Here is a 22047-nt window from a genome sequence, read left to right on the forward strand (position 1 = left end):
CGGGAGCTGGGTGGAGGTTCTTGGTGAACTAGTCCGTGCCCTCGATGAGCGACATGATGCGCTCGAAGTCGTCGCGGTCCCCGAATTCGACGACGATCTTGCCCTTGCGCTTGCCCATGGTCACGGAGACCTTGGTGTCCCATTCGTCGGCGAGGCGGCTGGCTGCCTGGGTGAGGAACTCAGGCTGCGGAGTCGGCTCACGCTTCAGCTTCTCCGGCAGCGCGCCCTGGCGGTTGAGCAAGGTCACCGCTTCCTCGGTCGCGCGGACCGACAGGCCCTCGGCGACAATGCGGTCGGCGAGCTGCTCCTGCGCCTCGGAACCGACTCTCACTCCGAGAAGTGCGCGGGCATGGCCGGCGCTGAGCACCCCGGCGGCGACGCGGCGCTGAACCGGGACAGGCAAGTTGAGCAAGCGGATCGAGTTGGTGATCACCGGGCGGGAACGGCCCAAGCGGTCGGCGAGCTGCTCCTGGGTGACACCGAATTCCTCCAACAGCTGCTGGTACGCCGCCGCCTCTTCGAGCGGGTTGAGCTGAACGCGGTGGATATTCTCCAGCAGGGCATCGCGCAGCATGTCCTCGTCGGAGGTCTCGCGCACGATCGCGGGGATGCGCTTCAGCCCCGCCTTGGAAGCTGCGCGCCAGCGGCGCTCACCCATGATGAGCTCGTAGCCGTCCTTCGCCGGGCGGGCCACGATGGGTTGGAGCAGGCCGAATTCCTTGACAGAGTGGACCAGCTCAGCGAGCTCATCCTCGTCGAAGCTGGTGCGCGGCTGCTTCGCGTTGGGGAAGATGTCCCCGATCGGGATCTCTTGGTACGTCGCACCGAAAGAGTCGGCGGGTTTCGCACCAGTCACCATTGCCGCCGGAACGGACGGCGACCGGCCCACGGACGGCGCACCCGGGATAGTCGGGGCGCCCTTGACCTTCTTCTTCGTCGGTTCGGTGTCGCGCGCACCCTTGGTCCCGCCGATGATGACATCGGCCGCACCGTCGCCGAGCGGGCCCGTTTTTTCGTGGTGGTCCGGGTTCGAAGGGATCAGCGCCGCCAGACCGCGGCCAAGGCCGCCTTTGCGTTGCTCTGCCATAGCTCTACTCGTCCTCCTCGCTCAGCTGAGCAAAAATTTCGGGGCTCACACCGATCGGCCCAGTCGTTTCATGCGGCTGGTAATCGCCGCGGGTAGCCAGTTCGCGCGCCGCATCGAAATATGCCAGGGCGCCTCGGGAACCCGGATCGTACTCGATGACGGTTTGACCGTAGCCGGGCGCCTCGGAGACCTTCACCGAACGCGGAATCATGTTGCGCAGCACCACATCGCCGAACTGCCCGCGCACCTCCTCCGCGACCTGCTCCGACAGCTTCGTGCGAGCGTCGAACATGGTCAGCAGGACAGCCGAGATGTGCAAATTCGGGTTCAAAGCGCCGCGGATCATCGTGATGTTGTTCAGCAGCTGGCCAACACCCTCGAGTGCGTAGTACTCGCACTGGATCGGAATGAGCACCTCGTCAACGGCATTCATTGCGTTGATGGTGAGTAGACCCAGCGACGGCGGGCAGTCCACAAAGACATAGTCGAAGCCGTGGTCACCCAAGAAGCCGCCGCGCAGTGCGTCCGCGAGGCGGTATTCGCGGCGAACCAAGCTGACCAACTCGATCTCCGCACCCGCCAGATCGATGGTGGCCGGGATGCACCACAGATTGTCGTTGTCACCGGAGCGCTGCAAGGCTTCTTCCGCAGTGGCGGCACCGATGAGCAGCTCGTAACTGGACGTCTCGCCGTCGCGGTGCCCCGCGCTAAGCGCGGTGGATGCGTTGCCCTGCGGGTCCAAGTCCACGACGAGAACCTTCCGGCCCAATTTAGCCAGCGAAGCAGCCAGGTTCACCGAAGTGGTGGTCTTACCCACGCCGCCCTTCTGGTTCGCCACAGTGATCAGGCGCGGCTGCTCCGGCTTGGGTACCGTCGCCTTCCCGTTACTCATCTGCGCCGCACGGCGAGCCGCCGCAGCAATCGGGGTGTCATCCCACTGCTGGTCGTCCACATGGCCTCCCGTCACGGTCAAGTCAAAAGCGAAACGAAATGAACTAACTAGTCAGTGTCAGACTAGTAGAGCACCCGGACATCCGTTACCCAGCCCGCACAATGCGGATCAGGGTGGTGGGTTGTTCCAGCAAGCCCTTGCCGGCGGTGAGGATCTCCGCATCGGTGCCGCCAGCTTTGGCAATGATCTTGGCGTCGCGCTCCAGCTCTTCCGCCACGCTCGCGCCCTTCATCGCAGTCATGGATCCGCCGGGGCGAACCAGGGGGAGGGACCAGGAGGCCAGTTTGCCCAGGGAGGCGACGGCGCGGGAGGTAGTGACGTCGAAAAGCGTCTTTTTCTGCTCCTCCGCGCGGCCGCGCACCACCGTGACGTTGCTCAGGCGGAGCTCCTCGGTGATCTCGCCCAGGTACGTCGAACGTTTCAGCAATGGTTCGATGAGCGTGATGCTCAAGTCGGGCCGCGCAATGGCGAGCGGGATGCCGGGCAACCCGGCACCTGAACCGATGTCGGCGACGCTGAGTCCCTCGTCGAAGGCTTCGGCAATCACGGCGCAATTAAGCAAGTGCCGGCTCCACAAGCGCGAGACCTCTTTCGGCCCGATGAAGCCGCGTTCGGCAGCGGTGGTGGCCAGGGAATCGTGGTAGGCCTGCGCGAGGGGAAACCGGTCACCGAAGATCCGGGCCGCCGCCTCGGGCGCCTCCTCCCACTGGGCGGGTGTTGCATCAGGCATGTGCCTTAGTTCCCCTTCTTCTTGCCCTGCTTGTTGTTCGGGTTCTTGCCTTGGTTTTTGCCCTTGTTCTTCTTGCCCTTCTTCGGGTTATCGGGCTTGGCACCGGGTTTGGGCTTGAGGCCGACGTCGGACTGGGTGTCGGTTGGCTCGACCTTGGTCACGGTCGTGCCGTCTTTCGGCGCCTCTTCCGGTAGGTTCTCTGGGTGGTGATTGTTTGCGCGCTGCTTAGCGGCGTCGCGCTGGCGCTGCTTCTTGGAACGGTTGTCCACGGTGCGCGCACCGGCGACGGGGGCGGAGGCACGCTTCGCCTCGCGCCGAGCGGCTTCCTCTTCTTCCTCTTCCTTGTCCATCTTGGCGTAGACGATCTTGGTCTGGAAGAAGGTCCACACGTTGTTGGACAGCATGTAGGTGAGCAGTCCGATGTGCCAAAGGAAGCCGGTGAACAGCAGGGTTGCCGGGAGGAACCACAGCATCATGCCGTTCATGGTCTTCATCTGCATTTCCATCATTTCCGGCGAGCCCGGGCCAGTCTGCTCCGGTTTCTTGCCGGCTGCCACCTGCTCCGCCTTGCGCTTGGCCATGCGCTCGCGCTGGCGGCTCATGGACATGCGCGCGTTAAAGTGGGTCAACAGCACACAGGCGATGACCATCGGGAGTGCAACGATGATGATGTCAGTGCGAGAGAAATCAGCCGGGGAGAACGCCGCGAACTGCTCCTCAGGCATGGACATGTAGGACGATAGCGGCACACCGAAGACACGGGCATCCAGGAAGGACTGGACATCCTCAGGGGAGAAGATGTAGTTCGCGGTGTTGCGGTTTTCCTCCACGGTCATGCCCAGACCGCCGCCGGAGGTGCCGGTGCGGTTGAAGGAGCGGAGCACGTGCAGCAGACCGATGAACACCGGCATCTGCACCAGCGGCACGATGCAGCTGGCCAACGGGTTCATGTTGGCTTCCTTGTACAGGCGCTGCATCTCCATCGCCTGTTTCTGCTGGTCATTGCCGTACTTGGCGCGGATCTCCTGCATCTTCGGCTGGAGTTCCTGCATCTTCCTGCCGGAGCGCAGCTGGTTCACCATTGGCTTGACCAGGAAGATACGGATGGTGAACGTCAGGAACACGATGGCCAGCAGCCACGCGGCACCTGAATCCGGCGAGAAGATGTACCCGAAGATCTTGTGCCAGAACCACAGCACCGCTGAGATGGGCCAGTAGATGAAATTCAGCACTGGTTGTCTAACTCCTGTTTCTAGCTGTTGAAAATCACGGGGTCGTAGCCGCCGGGGTGCCATGGCCCGCACTTGCTTAGCCGCACAAGAGCGAGAAGGCCGCCGCGGGCCGCTCCGTGCCGGGACACTGCTTCAAGCGCGTATGCACTGCATGTTGGCTCGAAGCGGCACGTCGATCCCATCTTAAGGGGTGAGAAATGTTTTTGGTAAAGCCGCACGCACCCCACCATGACCCTGCTGAGCGGGCCGGAAGGTGCGGGAATGCGCTCGCCGTCCGTGTTGAAGTAGGAGCTCATCGGGGCTTCGCCCCTTTACGACGCCCCCTGGCCACCCCAGACTCCACATCCTTAGCCAGCTCTGCACTACTGGCGTTGGCGCTGGCCGGCAACGCGCGGATCACCACATCGACATCGCGGTCCAAGTTTTCCGCCACGTCCATGCACACATGGCGCAGTTGACGGGACACGCGGTGGCGGGTAACAGCGTTGCCTACCTGCTTAGACACAATTAACCCGAACCGGGGACCGCCGTGAATGACGGTGTCGGTTCGGGTGTAGTAGTGCACCACAACGGTGCGGGTGCCGGCGCGCCCGCCCTTGGAGATCACTCGGCGGAATTCAGCCGACGAGGTGAGCTTGTGGGCTCGGGGCAGCACAGCGCGCTCGAGAAAACCTAGGAGGACCTAGGTGAACTAGGCGGTGAGCTTGGAACGGCCCTTGCGGCGGCGCGCGGAAACAATAGCGCGGCCAGCGCGGGTGTTCATGCGAGTGCGGAAGCCGTGCTTGCGTGCACGACGACGGTTATTCGGCTGGAAAGTCCGCTTAGACATGGCGGGGTACTCCTTGCAATCTATGCGGCGGCCAGCGGCGCGAGCCGCATCATACGGCGGGCGCGCCTTCCCGGGAAGAGGCAGCCATGTTCACAACATTGAAGTGAGATGCTCTTACAGCGTGTCCCGCTGCCGGCTTGCGTCATCCGCGCTGACTCGCCCGCACGGGGCGGCCCGGTGCTCGGCGCCAATGATGCTCTCACGCGCACCCAGGTGATCGCCACGGATTCCTCGGGGAACCCGGGAGGCCACAGAGTGCGACAGACCATGCCAGGATACGTGATCGGCGTCGCACCGGCCAAATCGACGCGCGGGGGTAGTTCACCCAGAATTTGTCCACCCCCGAAATTACATAAGTGTGTTTTTCCGCAGGTCAATCCCCGACACGCCGACGCAGCCTGCACAGGTCCGGCGGGGGGTCGAACGTGCTTGCTGATGCCGCGCAGTCCGCGCCCCGGCGAAGCATCCGCCGCCTAGACAGTTCGCTGGGGAGCAGGGTAAGAAAGCTTTATCACCACAACTTCACAGGAAAAATTCCACCGTCGCTGTGGATAAACCTCAATCACACCTTGAGGGTGATACCTTCGACCCGGTAAAAATCCAGGTCAAACACCCATGGTTGTTATTAGTAATTTATCCACAGCGTGATCGTCTCCTTGTGGATAAACTCCACAGGGGCGCGATATCCTCCTGTGGATAACGTTGTGGATTCACATGTTCAGGGCGATGTTCACACTCATGTGAGTTGTGAAAACCCGCCGACGTGGCCGTGGTGCCGCGCGGCGGGCAGTAGAAGCGATTGGGAAAAGGAAAGCGGGCTTTCATGGCACACGACCAACAGAGTTTGAGTGCTCTGTGGCAGGACATCGTCGCCGAACTGCTCAACCTGTCCGAGCGGCCCAATTCCCACGTACCCACCTTCTCACCGGGGGACCGCGCGTACCTGCAGCTGGTGAAACCGGTCATGCTCGTCGACGGGTACTGCATTCTCTCCGCCCCGCACACCGCCGCGAAGAACGTAGTGGAGAACAACCTGGGCCCCTACATCGTGGAGCTGCTCAGCCACCACCTAGGCCAGTCCTGCAACCTGGCCGTTTCCGTGCACGCGCCTGCTCCACAAGAACAACCGCAGACGCAGCAGACGCAGCAAGCACAACCAGCCCAGCAACTTCACCAACCGGCACCGCAACCGCGCACCGACAGCTCCGCCGACGATTGGTACAGCACCTATTCGGAGCCCACCTTCCCGCCGGCACCGGCGCGTGAGGCGAACCCGTCGCCGCTGGCGGGCGAGCAGTTACCGATGGGACTGGATGAGCTTGCCCGCATCCACGCGCAGCAGCAGGAAAACCCGGTCGAGGAATCCTCCCGCCAGCAATCGAGCCACCCGATCGTTCCGGCGCCGCAGCGCATTCCGCGCGAGAAACCGGCGCACGACCCGGACCGGGAAATGAGCCTGAATCCGAAGTACACCTTCGAGAACTTCGTCATCGGCTCCTCCAACCGATTCGCCAACGGAGCGGCCGTCGCCGTCGCGGAGAATCCCGCACGCGCGTACAACCCGCTGTTCATCTGGGGCGGATCAGGTCTGGGCAAGACACACTTGCTGCACGCGGCCGGCAATTACGCCCAGGTGTTGCAGCCCAATTTGCGCATCAAGTACGTATCCTCCGAGGAGTTCACCAACGACTACATCAACTCCGTGCGGGACGACCGGCAGGAATCCTTCAAACGCCGCTACCGCGACCTGGACATTCTCATGGTCGACGACATCCAGTTTTTGGAGGGTAAGGAAGGTACTCAGGAAGAGTTCTTCCACACCTTCAACGCGCTGCACCAGTCCAACAAGCAGATCATTCTCTCCTCCGACCGTCCGCCGAAGCAGCTGACCACGCTGGAGGACCGGTTGCGCACGCGTTTCGAAGGTGGTCTCATCACCGATATTCAGCCGCCGGACTTGGAAACGCGCATCGCCATTTTGATGAAGAAGGCGGCGGCCGACGGCACGCGCGTCAGCGAAGACGTGCTGGAGCTCATCGCATCCCAATTCGAGTCCTCCATCCGCGAACTTGAAGGCGCGCTCATCAGGGTCTCTGCGTATTCCTCATTGATCAACGAGCCGATAACTCTCGACGTAGCGCAAGTAGCTCTCCGCGACATCCTCCCGGACGAGGGCGACGTGACCATCACTGCCGCAACCATCAAGGAAGCCGCCGCCGAGTATTTCCGGGTGCCCATGGACAAGCTCACCGGCGCCGGCAAGACGCGCGTGGTCGCGCACGCCCGCCAACTGGCCATGTACCTGTGCCGCGAGCTCACCGATTTGTCGTTGCCAAAAATCGGCCAAGAATTCGGGGGCAAGGACCACACGACCGTCATGTACGCCGACCGGAAGATCCGCAAGGAAATAACGGAGAACCGCGAGACGTATGACGAAATCCAAGAACTCACCCAAATAATCAAGAACAGCGTCCGCGCTCGCTAGCTTCCGCGGCTTATCGACGACACCTTGAAACGCCACTGAGGACCCCTCCGGTCCTCGGTGGTCTTTTTCTTGTTCTCCCAGCCATTTTCCACAGCGATTGAGTTATCCACAGAGATGTTCACACATGTGTAATTTCACGGATGTGGTTCAGTGGAATTGGTCACGTTCGGGTTATCCACAGAATGAAAGCTCTGCCCACAGGCACGGGATAAAATTGTGATTTGGCGGTGGAATGACACGGATTCGTTGTGAGAAACAACAGCAGCAGTTGTCTTATCCACAACCGCGTCGAGTTATCCACAGAAATTACACACCCGTGCCCCACAAGCGCCACGCCGAGCCGACGTGCCCGAATTAGTGCTCTTCCACAGACTGCACAGCACCTACTGTTATTGCCGATGTTTTTCCTAGTATTGAAACCAAGAGAAAGAGAGCGTGGGGACAACTCTCACCGGGCCTGCCCACTTCAGTCGGCAGGCTCTCGTTGAGGGTTAACTGCGCACCGCTTAAGGTGAGACGGAAAGTGAGCTCACCGTGACCGGGGTGCCCGGGCAGCCCAAGCAAGGAGCGACGAGGACCATGGACGACAACAACGTGTCATTCCGCGTGCACAAAGACGACCTTTCGGACGCCGTCGCGTGGGTCGCGCGTAATTTGCCGACGAAGAACACGCAGCCGGTGCTTCGCGCTGTGGTGATCACGGCGGATGACAACGGCTTGGAGTTGGCTGGCTTCGACTACGAAGTCTCCACCCGCGTTCGCGTCAGCGCCGAGGTTTCCGAGCCGGGCCGCGTTGCTGTGGCCGGCAAGCTCATGGCGGACATCGTCTCGAATATGCCGGCCAAGCCGGTCGAGGTCTTGGTGGATAATTCCCGTCTGCTGCTCCAGGGCGGCTCCGCCCGCTTCGAACTGCCGTTGATGCCGTTGGACGATTACCCGCAGCTTCCCACCCTGCCGGAGGTCACTGGCACGCTGGACACCTCCACCTTTGTCAACGCTGTCACCCAGGTAGCCTCCGCGGCTGGCCGGGACGACACGCTTCCAATGCTCACTGGCGTGCACATGGAGATCTCCGGTAACCAGGTGAAACTCGCAGCTACGGACCGCTTCCGTTTGGCACTGCGCTCCCTGGAGTGGGAGCCGGTGAGCGGCAACGTCGAGGCGAAACTGCTCATTCCGGCGAAAACGCTGCTGGATAACGCGCGCACCTTGGACACCCACCTGGAGGAGCCGGTAGAAATCGCGGTGGGCAATGACGAGAATGTCGGAGGCGACGGCCTGTTCGGCTTGCATTCAGGCAACCGTGAGACCACCACGCGCATGCTGGACGCGGAATTCCCGAATATCGCCCCGCTGCTGCCCAAGACGCACACGTCGATGGCGTCGGTGGAGATCGCACCGTTAGTGGAGGCCATCCGCCGTGTCAGCTTGGTCGCGGACCGGAATGCGCAGCTACGCATGCACTTCCAGCAGGGCGAGGTCACGCTGTACGCCTCTGGCGCTGATTCCGGCGAAGCGAGCGAATCACTCCAGTGCGCGTTCACGGGTGCGGATGAATTGCTCATTGCTTTCAACTCCGGTTACTTGCGCGACGGTCTGAGCGTCATTCCCACCAACCGAGTCGTCTTCGGGTTCACGGAAGCGTCCCGTCCGGCGATCATGATCCCGGAACCGGACGAGATGCCGGAGGCCGGTGCGGACGGGACGTTCCAGACCCCGGCCACCGACTTCACGTACCTGCTCATGCCGGTGCGTCTTCCGGGCTAAACGGGATAGATGTGTTTGTCCGTGAGCTCGATCTGCGTGATTTCCGTTCCTGGCCGGAGTTGAACCTCGCGCTGGATGAAGGGGTCACCGTTTTCTCGGGCCGTAACGGCCACGGCAAGACCAATATAGTTGAGGCGGTCATCTATTCCGCGACGTTGAGCAGCCACCGGGTTTCCCAAGACCAGCCGCTGGTGCGCGCCGGAGCGCAGAACGCACGTGTGTCAGTGACGACGGTCAACGAGGGCCGCGAACTGACAACGCACCTGCTGATCAAACCGAAGGAAGCGAACCAGGCGCAGATCAACCGGACGCGCTTGAAGTCGCCGCGTGAGATGCTCGGTGTTCTCCGCACAGTGGTCTTCGCTCCCGAGGACTTGGCCCTCGTTGCGGGTGAGCCGGGTGAGAGGCGCAAATTCTTGGATGGCCTGGCCAGCATCCGCACTCCGCGGTTTGGCGGTGCGAAAGCGGATTACGACAAGGTGCTCCGGCAGCGCAATGCACTGCTCCGCTCGCAAAATATGCTTCTGCGCCGCGGCTACAGCGACGATCAGGGCGCGAGCGCGCTTTCAACGCTCGACGCCTGGGATATGCAGTTGGTGTCGCTCGGCTCGCAGGTGATCGCGGGGCGGAAAAAGCTGGTGGCGGAGCTGTCGGAGCCGGTGCACGATGCGTACGCTTCGGTGGCTCCGGAGTCGCGGCCGGCGGGGATCGGGTACAGCTCGACGGTTGACGGCGGCGTCGAAAAGCTGGCTGGCGTGGACACCCACGACCCGGAGATTCTGGAAGCAGCATTCCTCACCGAGCTTTCGCGGCGCCGCAAGGAGGAGATCGACCGCGGAACGACGCTCGTCGGGCCGCACCGCGACGATCTCGTGCTGATGCTCGGCGACCAACCGGCGAAGGGGTATGCGAGCCACGGGGAGACGTGGTCTTTCGCGCTCGCGTTGCATCTGGCCGAATATGCGCTGCTGGCCTCCGACGGCGCGGAACCGGTGCTGATCTTGGACGACGTGTTCGCGGAATTGGATGCGAAACGCCGTCAGCGGCTCGTCGCGGTGGCGGAAAAAGCGCAACAGGTGCTCATCACCGCGGCTGTCGGCGACGATCTTCCAGCAAATCTCGACGATCATGTGTCCGCCAGATACGGCGTTGTCATGGAAGACAGCGAAGACGGGCGTGTCTCCCGGATCGAGGAACTCGCATGAGTGAACCTCACCGCGTCGAAGACGCGCAGCGAGATCTGGTCAACGCCACGTTTGAGAACCTCCGCGCGACCGCGAAGCGCCGTGGCGGAAAGCTTCCGCGGCTGTCGGGTCAGGGCACGAACATCGTGCCGCGCCGTTCTGTGGGCAAGCTCGCCGTAGCAATGGGAGCAGAAGAAGACTCGGCCCCGGAAATCTCCGTGCCCGGACTGGATCTCGCTTTAGAACCTGCGGCGGGAAAGCGGTTGCAGCACGGCCGGCCCACGGGACCGGACGGAAGGGCGTTGCAGCGTGATTACACAGTCTCCGGGTTCGGCTCGCTGCTGAAGAAAGAGATCGCGCAGCGCGAATGGACCGAGCCGATCGCGCACGGCTGGGTCATGGGGAATTGGGAATCGCTGGTGGGGGAGAAAATCGCGCAGCACACCGAAGTGAGCATGATCAAGAACGGTGAACTATTCATCTCCTGCGATCAGACGGCCTGGGCGACGAACCTGAAGTACATGCAGTCCACCGTGCTGGCGCAGATCGCGGAGAAGATCGGGCCCGGGGTGATTACGAAATTGCACGTCTACCCGCCGAAGACCAAGAATTGGCGCTACGGGCCGCTGCATGTCAAGGGCCAGGGGCCGCGGGACACGTACGGGTAAAACGTGCGTGAAACACCCTGTCGCTGTCGCTAGCGGTGCGTTTGTGGGGGACCACAACCGTGTAAGATGGCCTAGGTTAAAGACGTACTTACGCCGTGACAGGAGAGTTTCGGGAAAGTGGCCGAGCAACAACCGCATTATGACGCGTCATCGATCACCATCCTCGAGGGGTTGGAGGCCGTGCGCAAGCGCCCCGGCATGTACATCGGTTCCACTGGTGTGCGCGGTCTGCACCACTTGGTGTGGGAGGTTGTGGACAACTCCGTCGACGAGGCGATGGCAGGCTACGCGGACAAGGTCGAGGTGACGTTGCTTGCTGACGGCGGAGTTCAGGTCGTGGACAACGGTCGCGGCATCCCGGTGGAGATGCACCCGTCGGGCGCGCCGACGGTGCAGGTTGTCATGACTCAGCTGCACGCCGGCGGCAAATTCGACTCCGAGTCCTACGCGGTGTCCGGCGGCCTCCACGGTGTGGGTATTTCCGTGGTCAACGCGCTGTCTACCCGCGTCGAGGCGGATATCAAGCGCGAGGGGAAGCACTGGTACCAGAACTTCACCAACGCCATCCCTGAGGACTTGGTGGAGGGCACCAATGCACGCGGAACCGGTACGACCATCCGCTTCTGGCCGGACCCGGAGATCTTTGAGACGGTCGACTTCGACTACGACACGATCTCTCGCCGCCTGCAGGAGATGGCGTTTTTGAACAAGGGTCTGACCATCACCCTGAAGGACGAGCGTGTCTCCGATGAGGAGCTGGAGCTCGAGGCCATCGCCGAGGAGGGCGATACCGCTCAGGTGATTGAGGGCGACTCCTTCGATGATGCCGAAGCCACAGACGGCGCAGAAGCCGAAAATACCGGTGAGACGGAGAAGACCGAGGACAGTACGGATGAAACCGGTGTCGCGCCGGGGACCACGAAAAAGCGGGAGAAGAAAGTCACATTCTTCTACCCGAACGGCCTGATCGATTATGTGGATTACCTCAACCGCAACAAAACGGCGATCCACCCGACCACCGTGGGTTTCGAGGCTAAGGGCGACGAGCACGAGCTCGAGATCGCCATGCAGTGGAACAGCGGCTTCAAGGAGTCTGTCCACACCTTCGCCAACACCATCAACACGCATGAAGGGGGCACGCACGAGGAGGGTTTCCGCGCGGCGCTAACCACGCTGATGAACCGGTACGCGCGCGAGCACAAGCTGATTAAGGACAAGGATCCGAACCTCACGGGAGACGACTGCCGTGAAGGTCTCGCCGCGGTTGTGTCCGTGCGTGTGAGCGACCCGCAGTTCGAAGGCCAGACGAAGACGAAGCTGGGCAACTCGGAGATCAAGGGTTTCGTACAGCGTGCGGTCAACGAGCACTTGAACGACTGGTTCGATGCGAACCCGGCAGAAGCCAAGGTGATCATTAAAAAGGCCGTATCTTCGTCCCAGGCACGCGAGGCCGCGCGCAAGGCGCGTGAATCCGTGCGGCGCAAGTCGGCGACGGACCTCGGCGGCCTGCCCGGTAAGTTGGCCGATTGCCGTTCGAAGGATCCTGTGGTCTCTGAATTGTTCATCGTGGAGGGTGACTCCGCAGGCGGCTCGGCGAAGCAGGGCCGCGACTCGATGTACCAGGCGATCCTTCCGCTGCGCGGCAAGATCCTGAATGTGGAGAAGGCCCGCCTCGACCGTGTGCTGAACAATAACGAGGTCCAGGCGATCATTACCGCGTTGGGCACGGGAATTAACGACGAATTCGACATTTCCAAGCTCCGCTACCACAAGATTGTGCTCATGGCGGACGCGGACGTCGACGGCCAGCACATTGCGACGCTGCTGCTCACGCTGCTGTACCGCTTGATGCCGGATCTGATTGCCAACGGCCACGTGTACTTGGCTAACCCACCGCTGTACAAGCTGAAGTGGGCCAAGGGCGAGCCAGGCTACGCCTTCAGTGACGCTGAGCGCGATGCTGAACTGGAGGCGGGCCTGGACGAGGGGCGCAAGATCAACACCGACGACGGCATCCAGCGTTACAAGGGCCTGGGCGAGATGAACCCGGGTGAGCTGTGGGAGACCACCCTGGATAAGGAGCACCGTGTGCTGCGCCGTGTGGACCTTGAGGATGCCCAGCGCGCCGACGAGCTTTTCTCCATTCTCATGGGCGACGACGTGGCGGCCCGCCGTTCCTTCATCACCCGCAAGGCGAAGGACGTTCGCTTCCTCGACGTGTAAGGACACATCTTCGCTCACACCCTCGTTGGGTGAGCAGGACGGGCGGTCGTTGAGCGCTGCTTCCAACTGCAAGCCTTTGCAGGTCAGCCGGGCGTGCAGCAGATCGGTCAAGCGATCGGTTCCATCGCTGCACTGGCAGCGCTCAGCGGTGTGCTCTACGACTGGTGCTTCGTCGATGTCGGTCAGGCCAAGACGGCGATTGACTTCGGTGAAGGAAACTCGGGTCGTCGATAAGCAGAGGCGGAAGTCAAGCACTCCCACTAGCATTTTTTGTGCGGGGGTTTTCGTTAGCGCTCATCTGCCATTGTGATCTGGCACACTACAACCCATGAGTGAAAACAGTCAGTCGCGCGACTACACCTTCGTCAACGCGGATGTGGCATTGCCGGACGGGACAACGTCGCCGGTGTTCGTGTTCCCGGCGAAGGGGGAAGCGGGCAGTGCTAGCGTTTCTGGACACGCCGTTAAACCGCTCGTGGCTATCTGGCCGGGGTTCGGCATGGGGGCGCGCTATTTCCGGCCGACAGCGCAGGAATTGGCAAACCGGGGCTACCCTGTCGTGATCGGTGAACTCCGCGGGCAGGGGAGGAGCAAAGCCAAGGCGTCGCGTGAGGCGCGCTGGGGCTACCACGACACCGCCTCGGAGGATTACCCTGCCACGATCCGAGCGGCGAAGAAGGAGCTGGGTCTTCCGGAGGACTATCCGACGGTGCTGTTGACCCACTCGATGGGCGGCCAGGTGGGGTCGCTGTTCCTCGCGCGCCCGGAGGCGAAGGAGCTCAACGTGGTGGGCATGATGGGCGTCGGTGCTGGCAGCCCGTACAAGAATGGGTTCGTGGGGGCGGACCGCCGCCGTGTGGCGCTGGGCAGCACGTTCATGACAGCGGTGTCCACGTTGCTCGGCTTCTGGCCGGCGGGGCGCGTTGACTTAGCCGGTTACGGCCGGCAGTCCGATGTGCACGTGCGGGAGTGGAAACGGTTCGCGCACACCAACTCGCTGGCGGATCTGCGGGGCCAGGACATCGACTATGAGGCGGAGATGAAAAAGGTCACCGTCCCGATTCTTCTGACTCGTTTCACTAACGACGAAGACTGCACATTGGCGTCGGTGGCATACCTCGCCGATAAATTCGACCCCGATGATGTTCGTGTCGAACAGCTCATCGGGGGTCTCGGGCACACGAAGTGGGCGCGGAAGCCGGAGCGGGTCGCTGAACGGCTCGACGAATTCGTGGACTCCCTTTAGTGGACTCTACTTAAGCGTCGAGAGCTTGCTGCCAAAAATCCGCCTCGAGGCGCGTTGCTGTGCGGAAAATATCCAGCAGGCGCTCGTAGCGCTGGGTGCCCCTGATCTCTTCGGCGGGGGTGCCCAACAAGTCGTCCAGAAGCGAGGTCATGGCCTCGGCCTGGTTCTGGAAGTCGGCCCCGGCGTACTCCTGAATCCACTCAGCGTAGGGGTGGTCGGCGTTCTCCCCGAGCTTCGGCTCCAGGTGTGTGCCGATCTCGGCGTAACCGATCTGGCACGGAGCCAGCGCGATCTGCAGCTCGAGCAAGTCGCCAGCCATGCCGGTGTCGAGCACGTAGCGGGTGTAGGCGACCGTCGACTTCTTCTCGGGCGCGCGGTCGAGCTCCTCGCGGGAGATGCCCCAGCGCTCCGTCAGGCGGTGGTGGAGCTCAGTCTCCGTGATGGTGGCGGACAGTGCTTGCGCGGCGGACTGGATCTCACCGAGTGTGCGGGACTTGTACGCCGCGAGTGCGTTCGCGCGTGCGTACTGGATCAGGAACAGGTAATCCTGCACGAGGTAGTCCTGGAACACCTCGAGGGGGAGTGTTCCTTCACCGAGGTCCTCAACGAATGCGTGGTGAATGTATGCGTCCCACTCTGGGGCGTCTTGCTTGAGTAGCGACAAGAGATTCATGTTCTTACACCTCGAGCGGTTGTTCGTAGGAGTTGTTGAAGAAGTCCAGCTCGAGTTGGACGGCGCGGCCGAAGTAATCGTCAATGATGGCGCGGTCCTCGTCGTTGCGTTCACCGATCCGGTCGACTTCGCTGCGGAGGAACTCGACGAGGGTGTGGAACTCCGGGTAGTCGTGCAGCTCGATCCACTCGTTGTGCACAAAGCTTTCCGGGCGTTTCTCCGGGGCGTTGGTGGCCCAATCGAGGTACAGCCACTCCGCGACAACCAGGACGCCGAGGGCGGCGGCGTACGAGCGGGTCTGCGCCGCTTCACGCATCAGGCCAGTGAACCCTGCGCAGGCGGCAGTGTCGGGGGTGTTCTCGCGCAATTCGTCGGTCACCCCCAGCTCATTGAAGGAGCGCAAGAAATAGGTGTTCTCGTCGCCGGCGACCTCGCCGATGAACTGGGAAAGACGCAGGCGCGGCGCCAGATCATCAGCGGTGGACACCGCCGCGCCGAGCAGCTGCAGGAAGCTATCCAGGAAGCGGTAGTCCTGGACCAGGTAGCCCGCCATCACGGCAGGGTCAATCGTGCCGTTGAAAAGTTCACGCACAAACCGGTGGCCTACTGCGGCATCCCATGTTTCGCGGTGCGTTTCACGGAGCTCTTCGCTGAATCGTGGCATTGTGTGTCCTTCCATGAGATGTGGAACTAACGGACACAGGGTGTGTTGAAGACAGTCCCTCCGCGAATTCGAATTCGATCAGGTTCGGCGGGTGTGATCTCAGCCCCAGTTTGGCGGGGCACCCCGTGTCTTGAGCGCCCAGGCTACCAATTTCACCCGGACACGCGTGGGCCGGGTGAAATTGGGGGTGTCACTCAGCGTGACGTTCGATGATCGCGCCGAATTCCGGCAGCGCCGGGGCAATAATGCCGCCGATCTTGCTGCGCATGGACGAATAGACCTTCTGCGCGGGAGTGGGCGCACGGCCGGAGAATGAATCCCCGATCTTCAGCACGGAGTCGGTGAGCTTCTCCTCGTTGTCAGCCAGGTAATCGCCGAAGCTGTGCGCGCCGGAACCTTTGTATCCGGACCAGTAGGGTTCCAGTTCCTCGACGACGTTGGGCAGTAGCTGATTGACGCCGGTGTGCATCGCGTTGCCGTCGACCTTCTCAGCGGCGGCGAGAGCGGATTTGAGAGCCATGCCCGTCAGCCCCGACTGGTTGTCGATGGTCTGCTCTGCGAGCGCGACCAGTTCATCGGTGACGTGGCCGCGGGTGGGGTCCTTCAGGAGGAGTTTCAGATCAGTCATGAAGTCCATCTTATGAGCACAGCAAAACGGCCCCGCATGCGCTTCCCGGGAGAGAGGGCCGGCGCCTGCAAGGCCGTTTTAGCGAATCATCAGTTGCAGTTCTTCCGCCACAGCTTCACTTAAATCACTGCAACCACAACAGCCACAACCGTAACAGATGCGCTCGGTCGGTGCCACACGGGGGCTAGAAAGGTAGCTGTTCGCGGAATGTATCCAGCTCAGCCCGCACAGGGGCAACTGGGCGATCGCTCCGAGGATCCCCGCCACAGCCGCGGCAGACAAGAAGAGCGAGAGCGGCGCGAAACCGGTGTACACGCCAGCGAACGGCCCCTGATCCGGAGCCTCATAGCCGTCCGGGATCGCGCCCGCATTGTCGCGGTTCCCAGTCACAGTGCTGGAGGAAGAGGAACGGTCCTCCGCCGCATCCGCGGCGGAGGCGTCGAGCAACGAGGCGGAAAGTGCCTCAGCGACAACGGCCGAAGTCAGCTTCTTTTTGCTGAGCTTTCTAAGGCGAGTGCCCCCGGCCTGCTGTCCGGGGCAATGAATCAGTCGCTCTCGCACCAGCGCCGGTAGATCTCCGCGGCGTAGCCGGCGAAAGCCTCGTTGTGGTCAGTCAGCGGCTCGAGGCGCTCGATGCCACGGGCGAGCGCGGAGGCCGCGGCGGCGGGGGAGTCGAAGATGGCAAGTCCTTCCAACCGTGCGCCGGGAATCGCTGCGGCTGCGCAGATTGCGGAATATCTGCGCACGGTCACACCCCACGTCGTGCAGCACTCATCGGCGATGATGAGCAGCTGTTCGGGGCTGAGAGGTTTCATGGGATGCGGTCGGCAGATTCGTGCTTGTCGTGCTTGTCGTGCTGGTTGTACTGGTTGTGGTGGGCGGATTGGTGGGATCAGTCGTATCAGTCGGCTTCATGCGGTCGGGCGCGGCGGATCCGGGCCTGCAACGCGGCGCGGCCGGGGATGGTGCTGGTGGCGAGGGAGGCCACTGCGGCGTCGTCAAGCAACTTGCTCGCCGAAATGACTATCGCGCGTTTCGCTGCTTCCTGCTTGCTGCACCCCCATGCGCTTGCGAGCAGAACGAGCGCGCGGTCTTCCTCGGCGGACAGCCTGAGCGTCATAGCCATGCCGTGATGGTATCACTATGATACCGCATGGCAGCGAGGGAATGGTTCATGCGGTGCGTAAACTGCTTTATGAACATTTCTAACTGGAAGGCCTTGAACCTTGAGTGACGATATTTTCGGTGGCGGTAGCGAGAGCGACCGTATTCTCCCCATTGACATCAATGAGGAGATGCAGACCAGCTACATCGACTACGCCATGAGCGTCATTGTCGGCCGCGCACTGCCTGACGTGCGCGACGGCATGAAGCCCGTGCACCGCCGCATTGTCTACGCGATGTACGACTCCGGTTACCGCCCGGAGCGCAGTTACGTGAAGTCCGCGCGCCCGGTCTCCGACACAATGGGTCAATTCCACCCGCACGGCGACTCCGCGATTTATGACACGTTGGTGCGCCTCGCCCAGCCGTGGGTCATGCGCTACCCGCTCGTGGACGGCCAGGGCAACTTCGGCTCCCGCGGCAACGACGGCCCAGCGGCGATGCGTTATACCGAGTGCAAGATGACGCCGCTGTCCATGGAGATGGTGCGCGATATCCGCGAGAATGCCGTGGACTTCGTGCCCAACTACGACGGCAAAGCGCAAGAGCCCGTTGTACTGCCGTCTCGGGTGCCCAACCTGCTGCTCAACGGCTCTTCCGGTATTGCCGTGGGTATGGCCACCAACATTCCGCCGCACAACCTGGGCGAGCTGGCGGAGGCCATTTACTGGATTCTGGACAACCACGACGCCGACGAAAAGACCACCCTCGACGCGTGCATGGAACGCGTGAAGGGCCCGGATTTCCCCACCGCGGGCCTCATCGTTGGCGACCAGGGCATCAAAGACGCCTACACCACCGGCCGCGGTTCCATCCGCATGCGCGGTGTCACCGAGATCGAGGAAGTGGGCACCCGCCAGGTCATTGTCATCACCGAGCTGCCGTACAACGTCAACCCGGATAATTTCATCTCCGGCATTGCGGAGCAGGTCGCCGCGGGCAAGCTCACCGGCATTTCCAAGATCGAGGACGAGTCCTCCGACCGCGTGGGCATGCGCATCGTGGTCACGCTCAAGCGCGATGCCGTGCCCCGCGTTGTGCTCAACAACCTGTACAAGCACTCGCCGCTCGAGTCGAACTTCAGCGCCAACATGCTCTCGCTTGTCGACGGCGTGCCGCGCACCCTCCGCCTCGACCAGATGCTCCGCTACTACGTGGCCCACCAAGTCGAGGTCATTGTCCGGCGCACCCAGTTCCGCCTCGACGAAGCCGAAAAGCGCGCCCACATCCTGCGCGGCCTGGTCAAGGCATTGGACATGCTCGACGAGGTCATCGCGCTCATCCGTCGTTCGCCGACGGTCGACGAGGCCCGCACGGGCCTCATGGAGCTTCTCGACGTCGACGAGGTCCAGGCCGACGCCATCCTCGCCATGCAGCTGCGCCGTCTTGCCGCTCTCGAGCGCCAGAAGATCGTCGACGATTTGGCCGCCATCGAGGCCGAGATCGCCGACTACAAGGACATCCTGGCTAAGCCGGAGCGCCAGCGCCAGATCGTGGCCGACGAGCTGGCAGAGGTAGTGGACAAGCATGGCGACGAGCGCCGCACCCGCCTCGTCGCCGCCACCGGCGATGTCACCGAGGAAGACCTCATCGCCTGCGAGAACGTCGTGGTCACCATCACTGCCACCGGCTACGCCAAGCGCACCAAGGTGGACGCCTACAAGTCCCAGAAGCGCGGCGGCAAGGGCGTCCGCGGCGCCGAGCTGAAGCAGGACGATGTGGTGAAGAACTTCTTCATCTGCTCCACCCACGACTGGATCCTCTTCTTCACCAACTTCGGCCGCGTCTACCGCCTCAAGGCGTTTGAACTGCCGGAGGCAGGCCGCACCGCCCGCGGCCAGCACGTGGCCAACCTGCTGGAATTCCAGCCGGAAGAGAAGATCGCCCAGGTCATTCAGATCCAGACCTACCAGGACGCTCCGTACCTGGTCCTGGCCACCCGCGACGGCCGGGTGAAGAAGTCCCGCCTGACCGATTACGAGTCCGCCCGCTCCGCCGGCTTGATCGCCATCAACCTCAACGAGGGCGACACCCTGATCGGTGCCTCCCTGGTCAGCGAGGACGACGACATCCTCCTCGTCTCCGAACAGGGCCAGTCCATCCGCTTCACCGCCGACGACGAGCAGCTGCGCCCGATGGGCCGCGCCACCGCCGGTGTGAAGGGCATGCGCTTCCGCGGCGACGACCAGCTGCTGGCCATGACCACCGTGAAGGACGACGACTTCCTGCTCGTGGCCACCTCCGGCGGCTACGGCAAGCGCACCCCGATCTCCGAGTACAACCCGCAGGGCCGCGGCGGCATGGGTGTGATGACCTTCAAGTACACCCCGAAGCGCGGAAAGCTCATCGGTGCACTCGCAGTGGAGGAAGACGACCAGATCTTCGCCATCACCGCCGCCGGCGGTGTGATCCGGACCGAGATCAACCAGATCCGTCCGTCCTCCCGCGCGACCATGGGTGTCCGCCTCGTGGACCTGGCTGAGGGCAACGAGCTCCTCGCCATCGACGTCAATGTCGAGGACGAGGGCGAGCAGGAAGCCACCGCTGTGGCCAAGGGCCAGAAGACCCTCGACCAGGGCGCTGAGCCGGTGAACGTCAACTCCGTCGAGACCGACGAGGTGGGCGAAAACCACGAGTACGACGAGTCGTCTGAATCCGGCGATGCGGACGGGAAAGAATAACGCATGGCAGTACGTAACGTGAGCGTCACCCGGATTCGACCCGGGAGCGCCTTCAAGGTGGGCATCCTCATGGCGCTCGTCGGCTTTGCCGCCTGGCTGATTGCCGTGTCACTGCTCTACGTGGCTGTCGACGCCGCCGGAGTGGTCGACTCCTTCAACTCGCTCATCGGTGGCGTGGGTGGGGACACCGCCATCGATTTCCCCCTCGTGATCGCCCTCGCGGGCCTCTCCGGTGCGATCGGCGTGGTGTTCGTGGCCATCATGGCCCCGCTCACCGCGTTCATCTACAACGCACTGACGGACCTCGTCGGCGGACTCGGCCTCGAGCTGACCGACTACCGCTGATATGCCAGCACCCGCTCCCGTGCAAGTGGGTGGTCAAGGGTGCTCAAGTCATAGCGTAGACATTCAGAATACGAAGATGACCAGGCGATTTGGTGTTCAACGGGTCGCCTGGGTAATGTTCTAGAAGTTCCGAGCGGGCCTATAGCTCAGTCGGTTAGAGCGCATCGCTGATAACGATGAGGTCGCAAGTTCGATTCTTGCTAGGCCCACCAGTTCGGAACAAAGGGGCATTAGCTCAATTGGTAGAGCGCCTCCCTTGCAAGGAGGAGGTCAGGAGTTCGATTCTCCTATGCTCCACAGCCCGAGACCCTGCACCGCATGGTGCAGGGTTTTCTGTTTTGGTGAAACGGGGGTCCGAGCGGGTGTGCACGAAAGTGCCTGCGTGCTTCAGGGGAAGACTCGACCAAAAGGACCGCCCAGACGCTCTCTGCGCAGCACTCACTCGATTTCCTGGAATGGCTGGCCCGGATACTTTGGTTCCGACATTGCATGAAGGCTAAAAACACCCTAGTAGGAGGCCATTTCAGCTCCTAGCATTCCTTCATGGAGCTCACGGAGCGCCACTTCCGTTTTCACATCTCACCCTCACCAAGAAAGGGCACAACATGAAGAAGTTCTCCAATGTCGCCGCAGCATCCGTCCTTGCTGGCGCTCTGGTTCTGGCCGCCACACCGGCCAACGCCGCCACCACTGCGCCTCTCGACACCCCAAGCACTGCGGACACTGCAGCCACCGTCTCCACCGCCGCAACGGCGGCACCAAAGGCTGAGCAGACTGCGAAGACTGAGAAGGTGGAGAAGACCGGCAAGGCTGCGAAAGAAGAAAAGGCGAAGCTGACCTGGGAGGAAAAGCAGAAGCGCGACCGCGCTCAGATCGAGATCACCAATGCGCGTTTGGATAACGCGAAGAAAGGCCTCGACGTCACCAGCGGCATCATCAAGAGCGCCGGCGAGATCAAGGACCTTTTCACCCCGTCCTTCCTCAAGGGCGACGGTGCGTCCTCGCTGATTAAGGGCATCGCCAAGATCGTGGGCAAGATCCTCCTCTAAAACTGGCTCCCCGTTGACCCGCACATCCCGTCCGCCATCTGTGGTGGGCGGGATTTTCCAGATCGTTTCCCATGAATCTCCGTGGGTTACCGCGGGGTCAGTGTGGCGCTTTAGCTGGGGGTAGTGCTGTCGATGAGGACGAAGCGGTGGCCGATACCGCGCATCTGTTCCAGGGCGGTGCGAACGCCGGCCGCGGTGCCGGAGGGGAACTAGTCAGACTCCGCCCGTAGGCGGATTGGCCGGACACACTCAACGGGGTGTGCAGGGTGCCGTGATTTTGGAGTGAGCGTGAGACAAGCGTAACGTTTTCAGATGTTTCCGTTAAGGGGCATTAGCTCAGTTGGTAGAGCGTCGCGTTCGCAATGCGAAGGTCAGGGGTTCGATTCCCCTATGCTCCACAGAATGAACCCCCTAGCAGTGCATGCTGCACTGCTAGGGGG

23 protein-coding genes, 3 tRNA genes and 1 riboswitch are annotated in these 22047 nt (G+C 62.2%); of the genes, 13 read left to right on the forward strand and 13 right to left on the reverse strand.

Annotated elements, in window-relative coordinates; all coding sequences use genetic code 11:
- Positions 1-28 precede the first annotated feature (28 nt).
- From QYQ98_RS05905 to rpmH, 7 genes are all read right to left on the reverse strand, one after another.
- Positions 29-1087 (reverse strand): ParB/RepB/Spo0J family partition protein, encoded by a 1059-nt coding sequence (locus tag QYQ98_RS05905; protein WP_302005978.1) that lies wholly within the window; start codon positions 1085-1087, stop codon positions 29-31.
- Positions 1088-1091: 4 nt separating this feature from the next.
- On the reverse strand, positions 1092-2039 hold the full coding sequence (locus tag QYQ98_RS05910; RefSeq protein ID WP_302007704.1) for a ParA family protein: 948 nt from the start codon (positions 2037-2039) through the stop codon (positions 1092-1094).
- A gap of 85 nt (positions 2040-2124) precedes the next feature.
- Positions 2125-2769 (reverse strand): 16S rRNA (guanine(527)-N(7))-methyltransferase RsmG, encoded by a 645-nt coding sequence (gene rsmG / locus QYQ98_RS05915; protein ID WP_302005979.1) that lies wholly within the window; start codon positions 2767-2769, stop codon positions 2125-2127.
- A 5-nt stretch (positions 2770-2774) separates the two neighbouring features.
- Entirely contained in the window at positions 2775-4001 is a 1227-nt protein-coding gene (gene yidC, locus QYQ98_RS05920) for a membrane protein insertase YidC (protein WP_302005980.1), read from the reverse strand.
- 20 nt (positions 4002-4021) lie between these two features.
- Positions 4022-4297 (reverse strand): membrane protein insertion efficiency factor YidD, encoded by a 276-nt coding sequence (yidD, locus tag QYQ98_RS05925; RefSeq protein WP_302005981.1) that lies wholly within the window; start codon positions 4295-4297, stop codon positions 4022-4024.
- Positions 4294-4656: a ribonuclease P protein component gene (gene rnpA / locus QYQ98_RS05930; RefSeq protein ID WP_302005982.1), complete on the reverse strand. Its 363-nt coding sequence runs from the start codon at positions 4654-4656 to the stop codon at positions 4294-4296. The genes yidD and rnpA overlap by 4 nt, the downstream gene beginning before the upstream one ends.
- A gap of 36 nt (positions 4657-4692) precedes the next feature.
- Positions 4693-4830, reverse strand: coding sequence for a 50S ribosomal protein L34 (rpmH, locus tag QYQ98_RS05935; protein ID WP_076598259.1), 138 nt, complete (start codon positions 4828-4830; stop codon positions 4693-4695).
- An 823-nt stretch (positions 4831-5653) separates the two neighbouring features.
- On the opposite strand from rpmH, the gene dnaA reads away from it, so the two are divergent.
- From dnaA to QYQ98_RS05970, 7 genes are all read left to right on the forward strand, one after another.
- Positions 5654-7315 carry a chromosomal replication initiator protein DnaA gene (dnaA, locus tag QYQ98_RS05940; RefSeq protein WP_302005983.1) on the forward strand — a complete coding sequence of 554 codons (1662 nt, stop codon included), beginning with the start codon at positions 5654-5656 and terminating at the stop codon, positions 7313-7315.
- Between the two features lie 579 nt (positions 7316-7894).
- Positions 7895-9082, forward strand: coding sequence for a DNA polymerase III subunit beta (gene dnaN / locus QYQ98_RS05945; RefSeq protein WP_302005984.1), 1188 nt, complete (start codon positions 7895-7897; stop codon positions 9080-9082).
- Positions 9083-9093: 11 nt separating this feature from the next.
- The gene (recF, locus tag QYQ98_RS05950; RefSeq protein WP_302005985.1) at positions 9094-10287 is read left to right on the forward strand and encodes a DNA replication/repair protein RecF; all 1194 of its coding nucleotides are present in this window, start codon (positions 9094-9096) and stop codon (positions 10285-10287) included.
- Positions 10284-10934, forward strand: a complete 651-nt coding sequence (locus QYQ98_RS05955) for a DciA family protein (protein WP_302005986.1) — start codon at positions 10284-10286, stop codon at positions 10932-10934. The genes recF and QYQ98_RS05955 overlap by 4 nt, the downstream gene beginning before the upstream one ends.
- A gap of 117 nt (positions 10935-11051) precedes the next feature.
- Positions 11052-13157 carry a DNA topoisomerase (ATP-hydrolyzing) subunit B gene (gene gyrB / locus QYQ98_RS05960; RefSeq protein ID WP_302005987.1) on the forward strand — a complete coding sequence of 702 codons (2106 nt, stop codon included), beginning with the start codon at positions 11052-11054 and terminating at the stop codon, positions 13155-13157.
- 93 nt (positions 13158-13250) lie between these two features.
- Positions 13251-13391, forward strand: a complete 141-nt coding sequence (locus QYQ98_RS05965) for a hypothetical protein (RefSeq protein WP_302005988.1) — start codon at positions 13251-13253, stop codon at positions 13389-13391.
- A gap of 94 nt (positions 13392-13485) precedes the next feature.
- Positions 13486-14403: an alpha/beta fold hydrolase gene (locus QYQ98_RS05970; RefSeq protein ID WP_302005989.1), complete on the forward strand. Its 918-nt coding sequence runs from the start codon at positions 13486-13488 to the stop codon at positions 14401-14403.
- Between the two features lie 10 nt (positions 14404-14413).
- Here the strand turns inward: QYQ98_RS05970 and tenA are convergent, their stop codons facing one another.
- The 6 genes from tenA to QYQ98_RS06000 form a co-directional block, all read right to left on the reverse strand.
- The gene (gene tenA, locus QYQ98_RS05975) at positions 14414-15076 is read right to left on the reverse strand and encodes a thiaminase II (RefSeq protein WP_302005990.1); all 663 of its coding nucleotides are present in this window, start codon (positions 15074-15076) and stop codon (positions 14414-14416) included.
- A gap of 4 nt (positions 15077-15080) precedes the next feature.
- Positions 15081-15740, reverse strand: coding sequence for a TenA family protein (locus QYQ98_RS05980; protein ID WP_302005991.1), 660 nt, complete (start codon positions 15738-15740; stop codon positions 15081-15083).
- Positions 15741-15777: 37 nt separating this feature from the next.
- Positions 15778-15876, reverse strand: a riboswitch (TPP riboswitch).
- Positions 15877-15930: 54 nt separating this feature from the next.
- Positions 15931-16368, reverse strand: coding sequence for a hypothetical protein (locus QYQ98_RS05985; protein ID WP_302005992.1), 438 nt, complete (start codon positions 16366-16368; stop codon positions 15931-15933).
- Positions 16369-16446: 78 nt separating this feature from the next.
- A complete protein-coding gene (locus QYQ98_RS05990; RefSeq protein ID WP_302005993.1) occupies positions 16447-16815 on the reverse strand; it encodes a hypothetical protein in 369 nt (122 codons plus the stop codon).
- A gap of 98 nt (positions 16816-16913) precedes the next feature.
- Complete coding sequence (locus QYQ98_RS05995) at positions 16914-17183, reverse strand: TetR family transcriptional regulator (RefSeq protein WP_302005994.1); 270 nt, start codon at positions 17181-17183, stop codon at positions 16914-16916.
- Between the two features lie 86 nt (positions 17184-17269).
- Positions 17270-17494, reverse strand: coding sequence for a CopG family transcriptional regulator (locus QYQ98_RS06000; protein ID WP_302005995.1), 225 nt, complete (start codon positions 17492-17494; stop codon positions 17270-17272).
- Positions 17495-17594: 100 nt separating this feature from the next.
- Between QYQ98_RS06000 and gyrA the strand changes: the two genes are divergently transcribed.
- The 6 genes from gyrA to QYQ98_RS06030 all read left to right on the forward strand — a co-directional run bounded on the left by gyrA (position 17595) and on the right by QYQ98_RS06030 (position 22005).
- The gene (gene gyrA / locus QYQ98_RS06005; protein ID WP_302005996.1) at positions 17595-20213 is read left to right on the forward strand and encodes a DNA gyrase subunit A; all 2619 of its coding nucleotides are present in this window, start codon (positions 17595-17597) and stop codon (positions 20211-20213) included.
- 3 nt (positions 20214-20216) lie between these two features.
- Positions 20217-20558: a DUF3566 domain-containing protein gene (locus QYQ98_RS06010; RefSeq protein ID WP_302005997.1), complete on the forward strand. Its 342-nt coding sequence runs from the start codon at positions 20217-20219 to the stop codon at positions 20556-20558.
- Positions 20559-20693: 135 nt separating this feature from the next.
- Positions 20694-20770 (forward strand) — tRNA-Ile (locus QYQ98_RS06015).
- Positions 20771-20782: 12 nt separating this feature from the next.
- Positions 20783-20855, forward strand: a tRNA-Ala gene (locus QYQ98_RS06020).
- 308 nt (positions 20856-21163) lie between these two features.
- The gene (locus tag QYQ98_RS06025) at positions 21164-21607 is read left to right on the forward strand and encodes a hypothetical protein (protein ID WP_302005998.1); all 444 of its coding nucleotides are present in this window, start codon (positions 21164-21166) and stop codon (positions 21605-21607) included.
- A 325-nt stretch (positions 21608-21932) separates the two neighbouring features.
- A tRNA-Ala gene (locus tag QYQ98_RS06030) sits at positions 21933-22005 on the forward strand.
- Positions 22006-22047 lie beyond the last annotated feature (42 nt).

This window comes from Corynebacterium sp. P3-F1 (genome assembly GCF_030503635.1).
Lineage (GTDB): Bacteria > Actinomycetota > Actinomycetes > Mycobacteriales > Mycobacteriaceae > Corynebacterium.

What these genes read in the sequence shown, in the direction of transcription:
- QYQ98_RS05905 (WP_302005978.1), bottom strand. Translation starts at nt 1,087, where the DNA reads ATGGCAGAGCAACGCAAAGGCGGCCTTGGCCGCGGTCTGGCGGCGCTG.
- rsmG (WP_302005979.1), bottom strand. Translation starts at nt 2,769, where the DNA reads ATGCCTGATGCAACACCCGCCCAGTGGGAGGAGGCGCCCGAGGCGGCG.
- yidD (WP_302005981.1), bottom strand. Translation starts at nt 4,297, where the DNA reads ATGAGCTCCTACTTCAACACGGACGGCGAGCGCATTCCCGCACCTTCC.
- rpmH (WP_076598259.1), bottom strand. Translation starts at nt 4,830, where the DNA reads ATGTCTAAGCGGACTTTCCAGCCGAATAACCGTCGTCGTGCACGCAAG.
- dnaA (WP_302005983.1), top strand. Translation starts at nt 5,654, where the DNA reads ATGGCACACGACCAACAGAGTTTGAGTGCTCTGTGGCAGGACATCGTC.
- dnaN (WP_302005984.1), top strand. Translation starts at nt 7,895, where the DNA reads ATGGACGACAACAACGTGTCATTCCGCGTGCACAAAGACGACCTTTCG.
- QYQ98_RS05955 (WP_302005986.1), top strand. Translation starts at nt 10,284, where the DNA reads ATGAGTGAACCTCACCGCGTCGAAGACGCGCAGCGAGATCTGGTCAAC.
- QYQ98_RS05970 (WP_302005989.1), top strand. Translation starts at nt 13,486, where the DNA reads ATGAGTGAAAACAGTCAGTCGCGCGACTACACCTTCGTCAACGCGGAT.
- tenA (WP_302005990.1), bottom strand. Translation starts at nt 15,076, where the DNA reads ATGAATCTCTTGTCGCTACTCAAGCAAGACGCCCCAGAGTGGGACGCA.
- QYQ98_RS05980 (WP_302005991.1), bottom strand. Translation starts at nt 15,740, where the DNA reads ATGCCACGATTCAGCGAAGAGCTCCGTGAAACGCACCGCGAAACATGG.
- QYQ98_RS05985 (WP_302005992.1), bottom strand. Translation starts at nt 16,368, where the DNA reads ATGACTGATCTGAAACTCCTCCTGAAGGACCCCACCCGCGGCCACGTC.
- QYQ98_RS05995 (WP_302005994.1), bottom strand. Translation starts at nt 17,183, where the DNA reads ATGAAACCTCTCAGCCCCGAACAGCTGCTCATCATCGCCGATGAGTGC.
- QYQ98_RS06000 (WP_302005995.1), bottom strand. Translation starts at nt 17,494, where the DNA reads ATGGCTATGACGCTCAGGCTGTCCGCCGAGGAAGACCGCGCGCTCGTT.
- QYQ98_RS06010 (WP_302005997.1), top strand. Translation starts at nt 20,217, where the DNA reads ATGGCAGTACGTAACGTGAGCGTCACCCGGATTCGACCCGGGAGCGCC.
- QYQ98_RS06025 (WP_302005998.1), top strand. Translation starts at nt 21,164, where the DNA reads ATGAAGAAGTTCTCCAATGTCGCCGCAGCATCCGTCCTTGCTGGCGCT.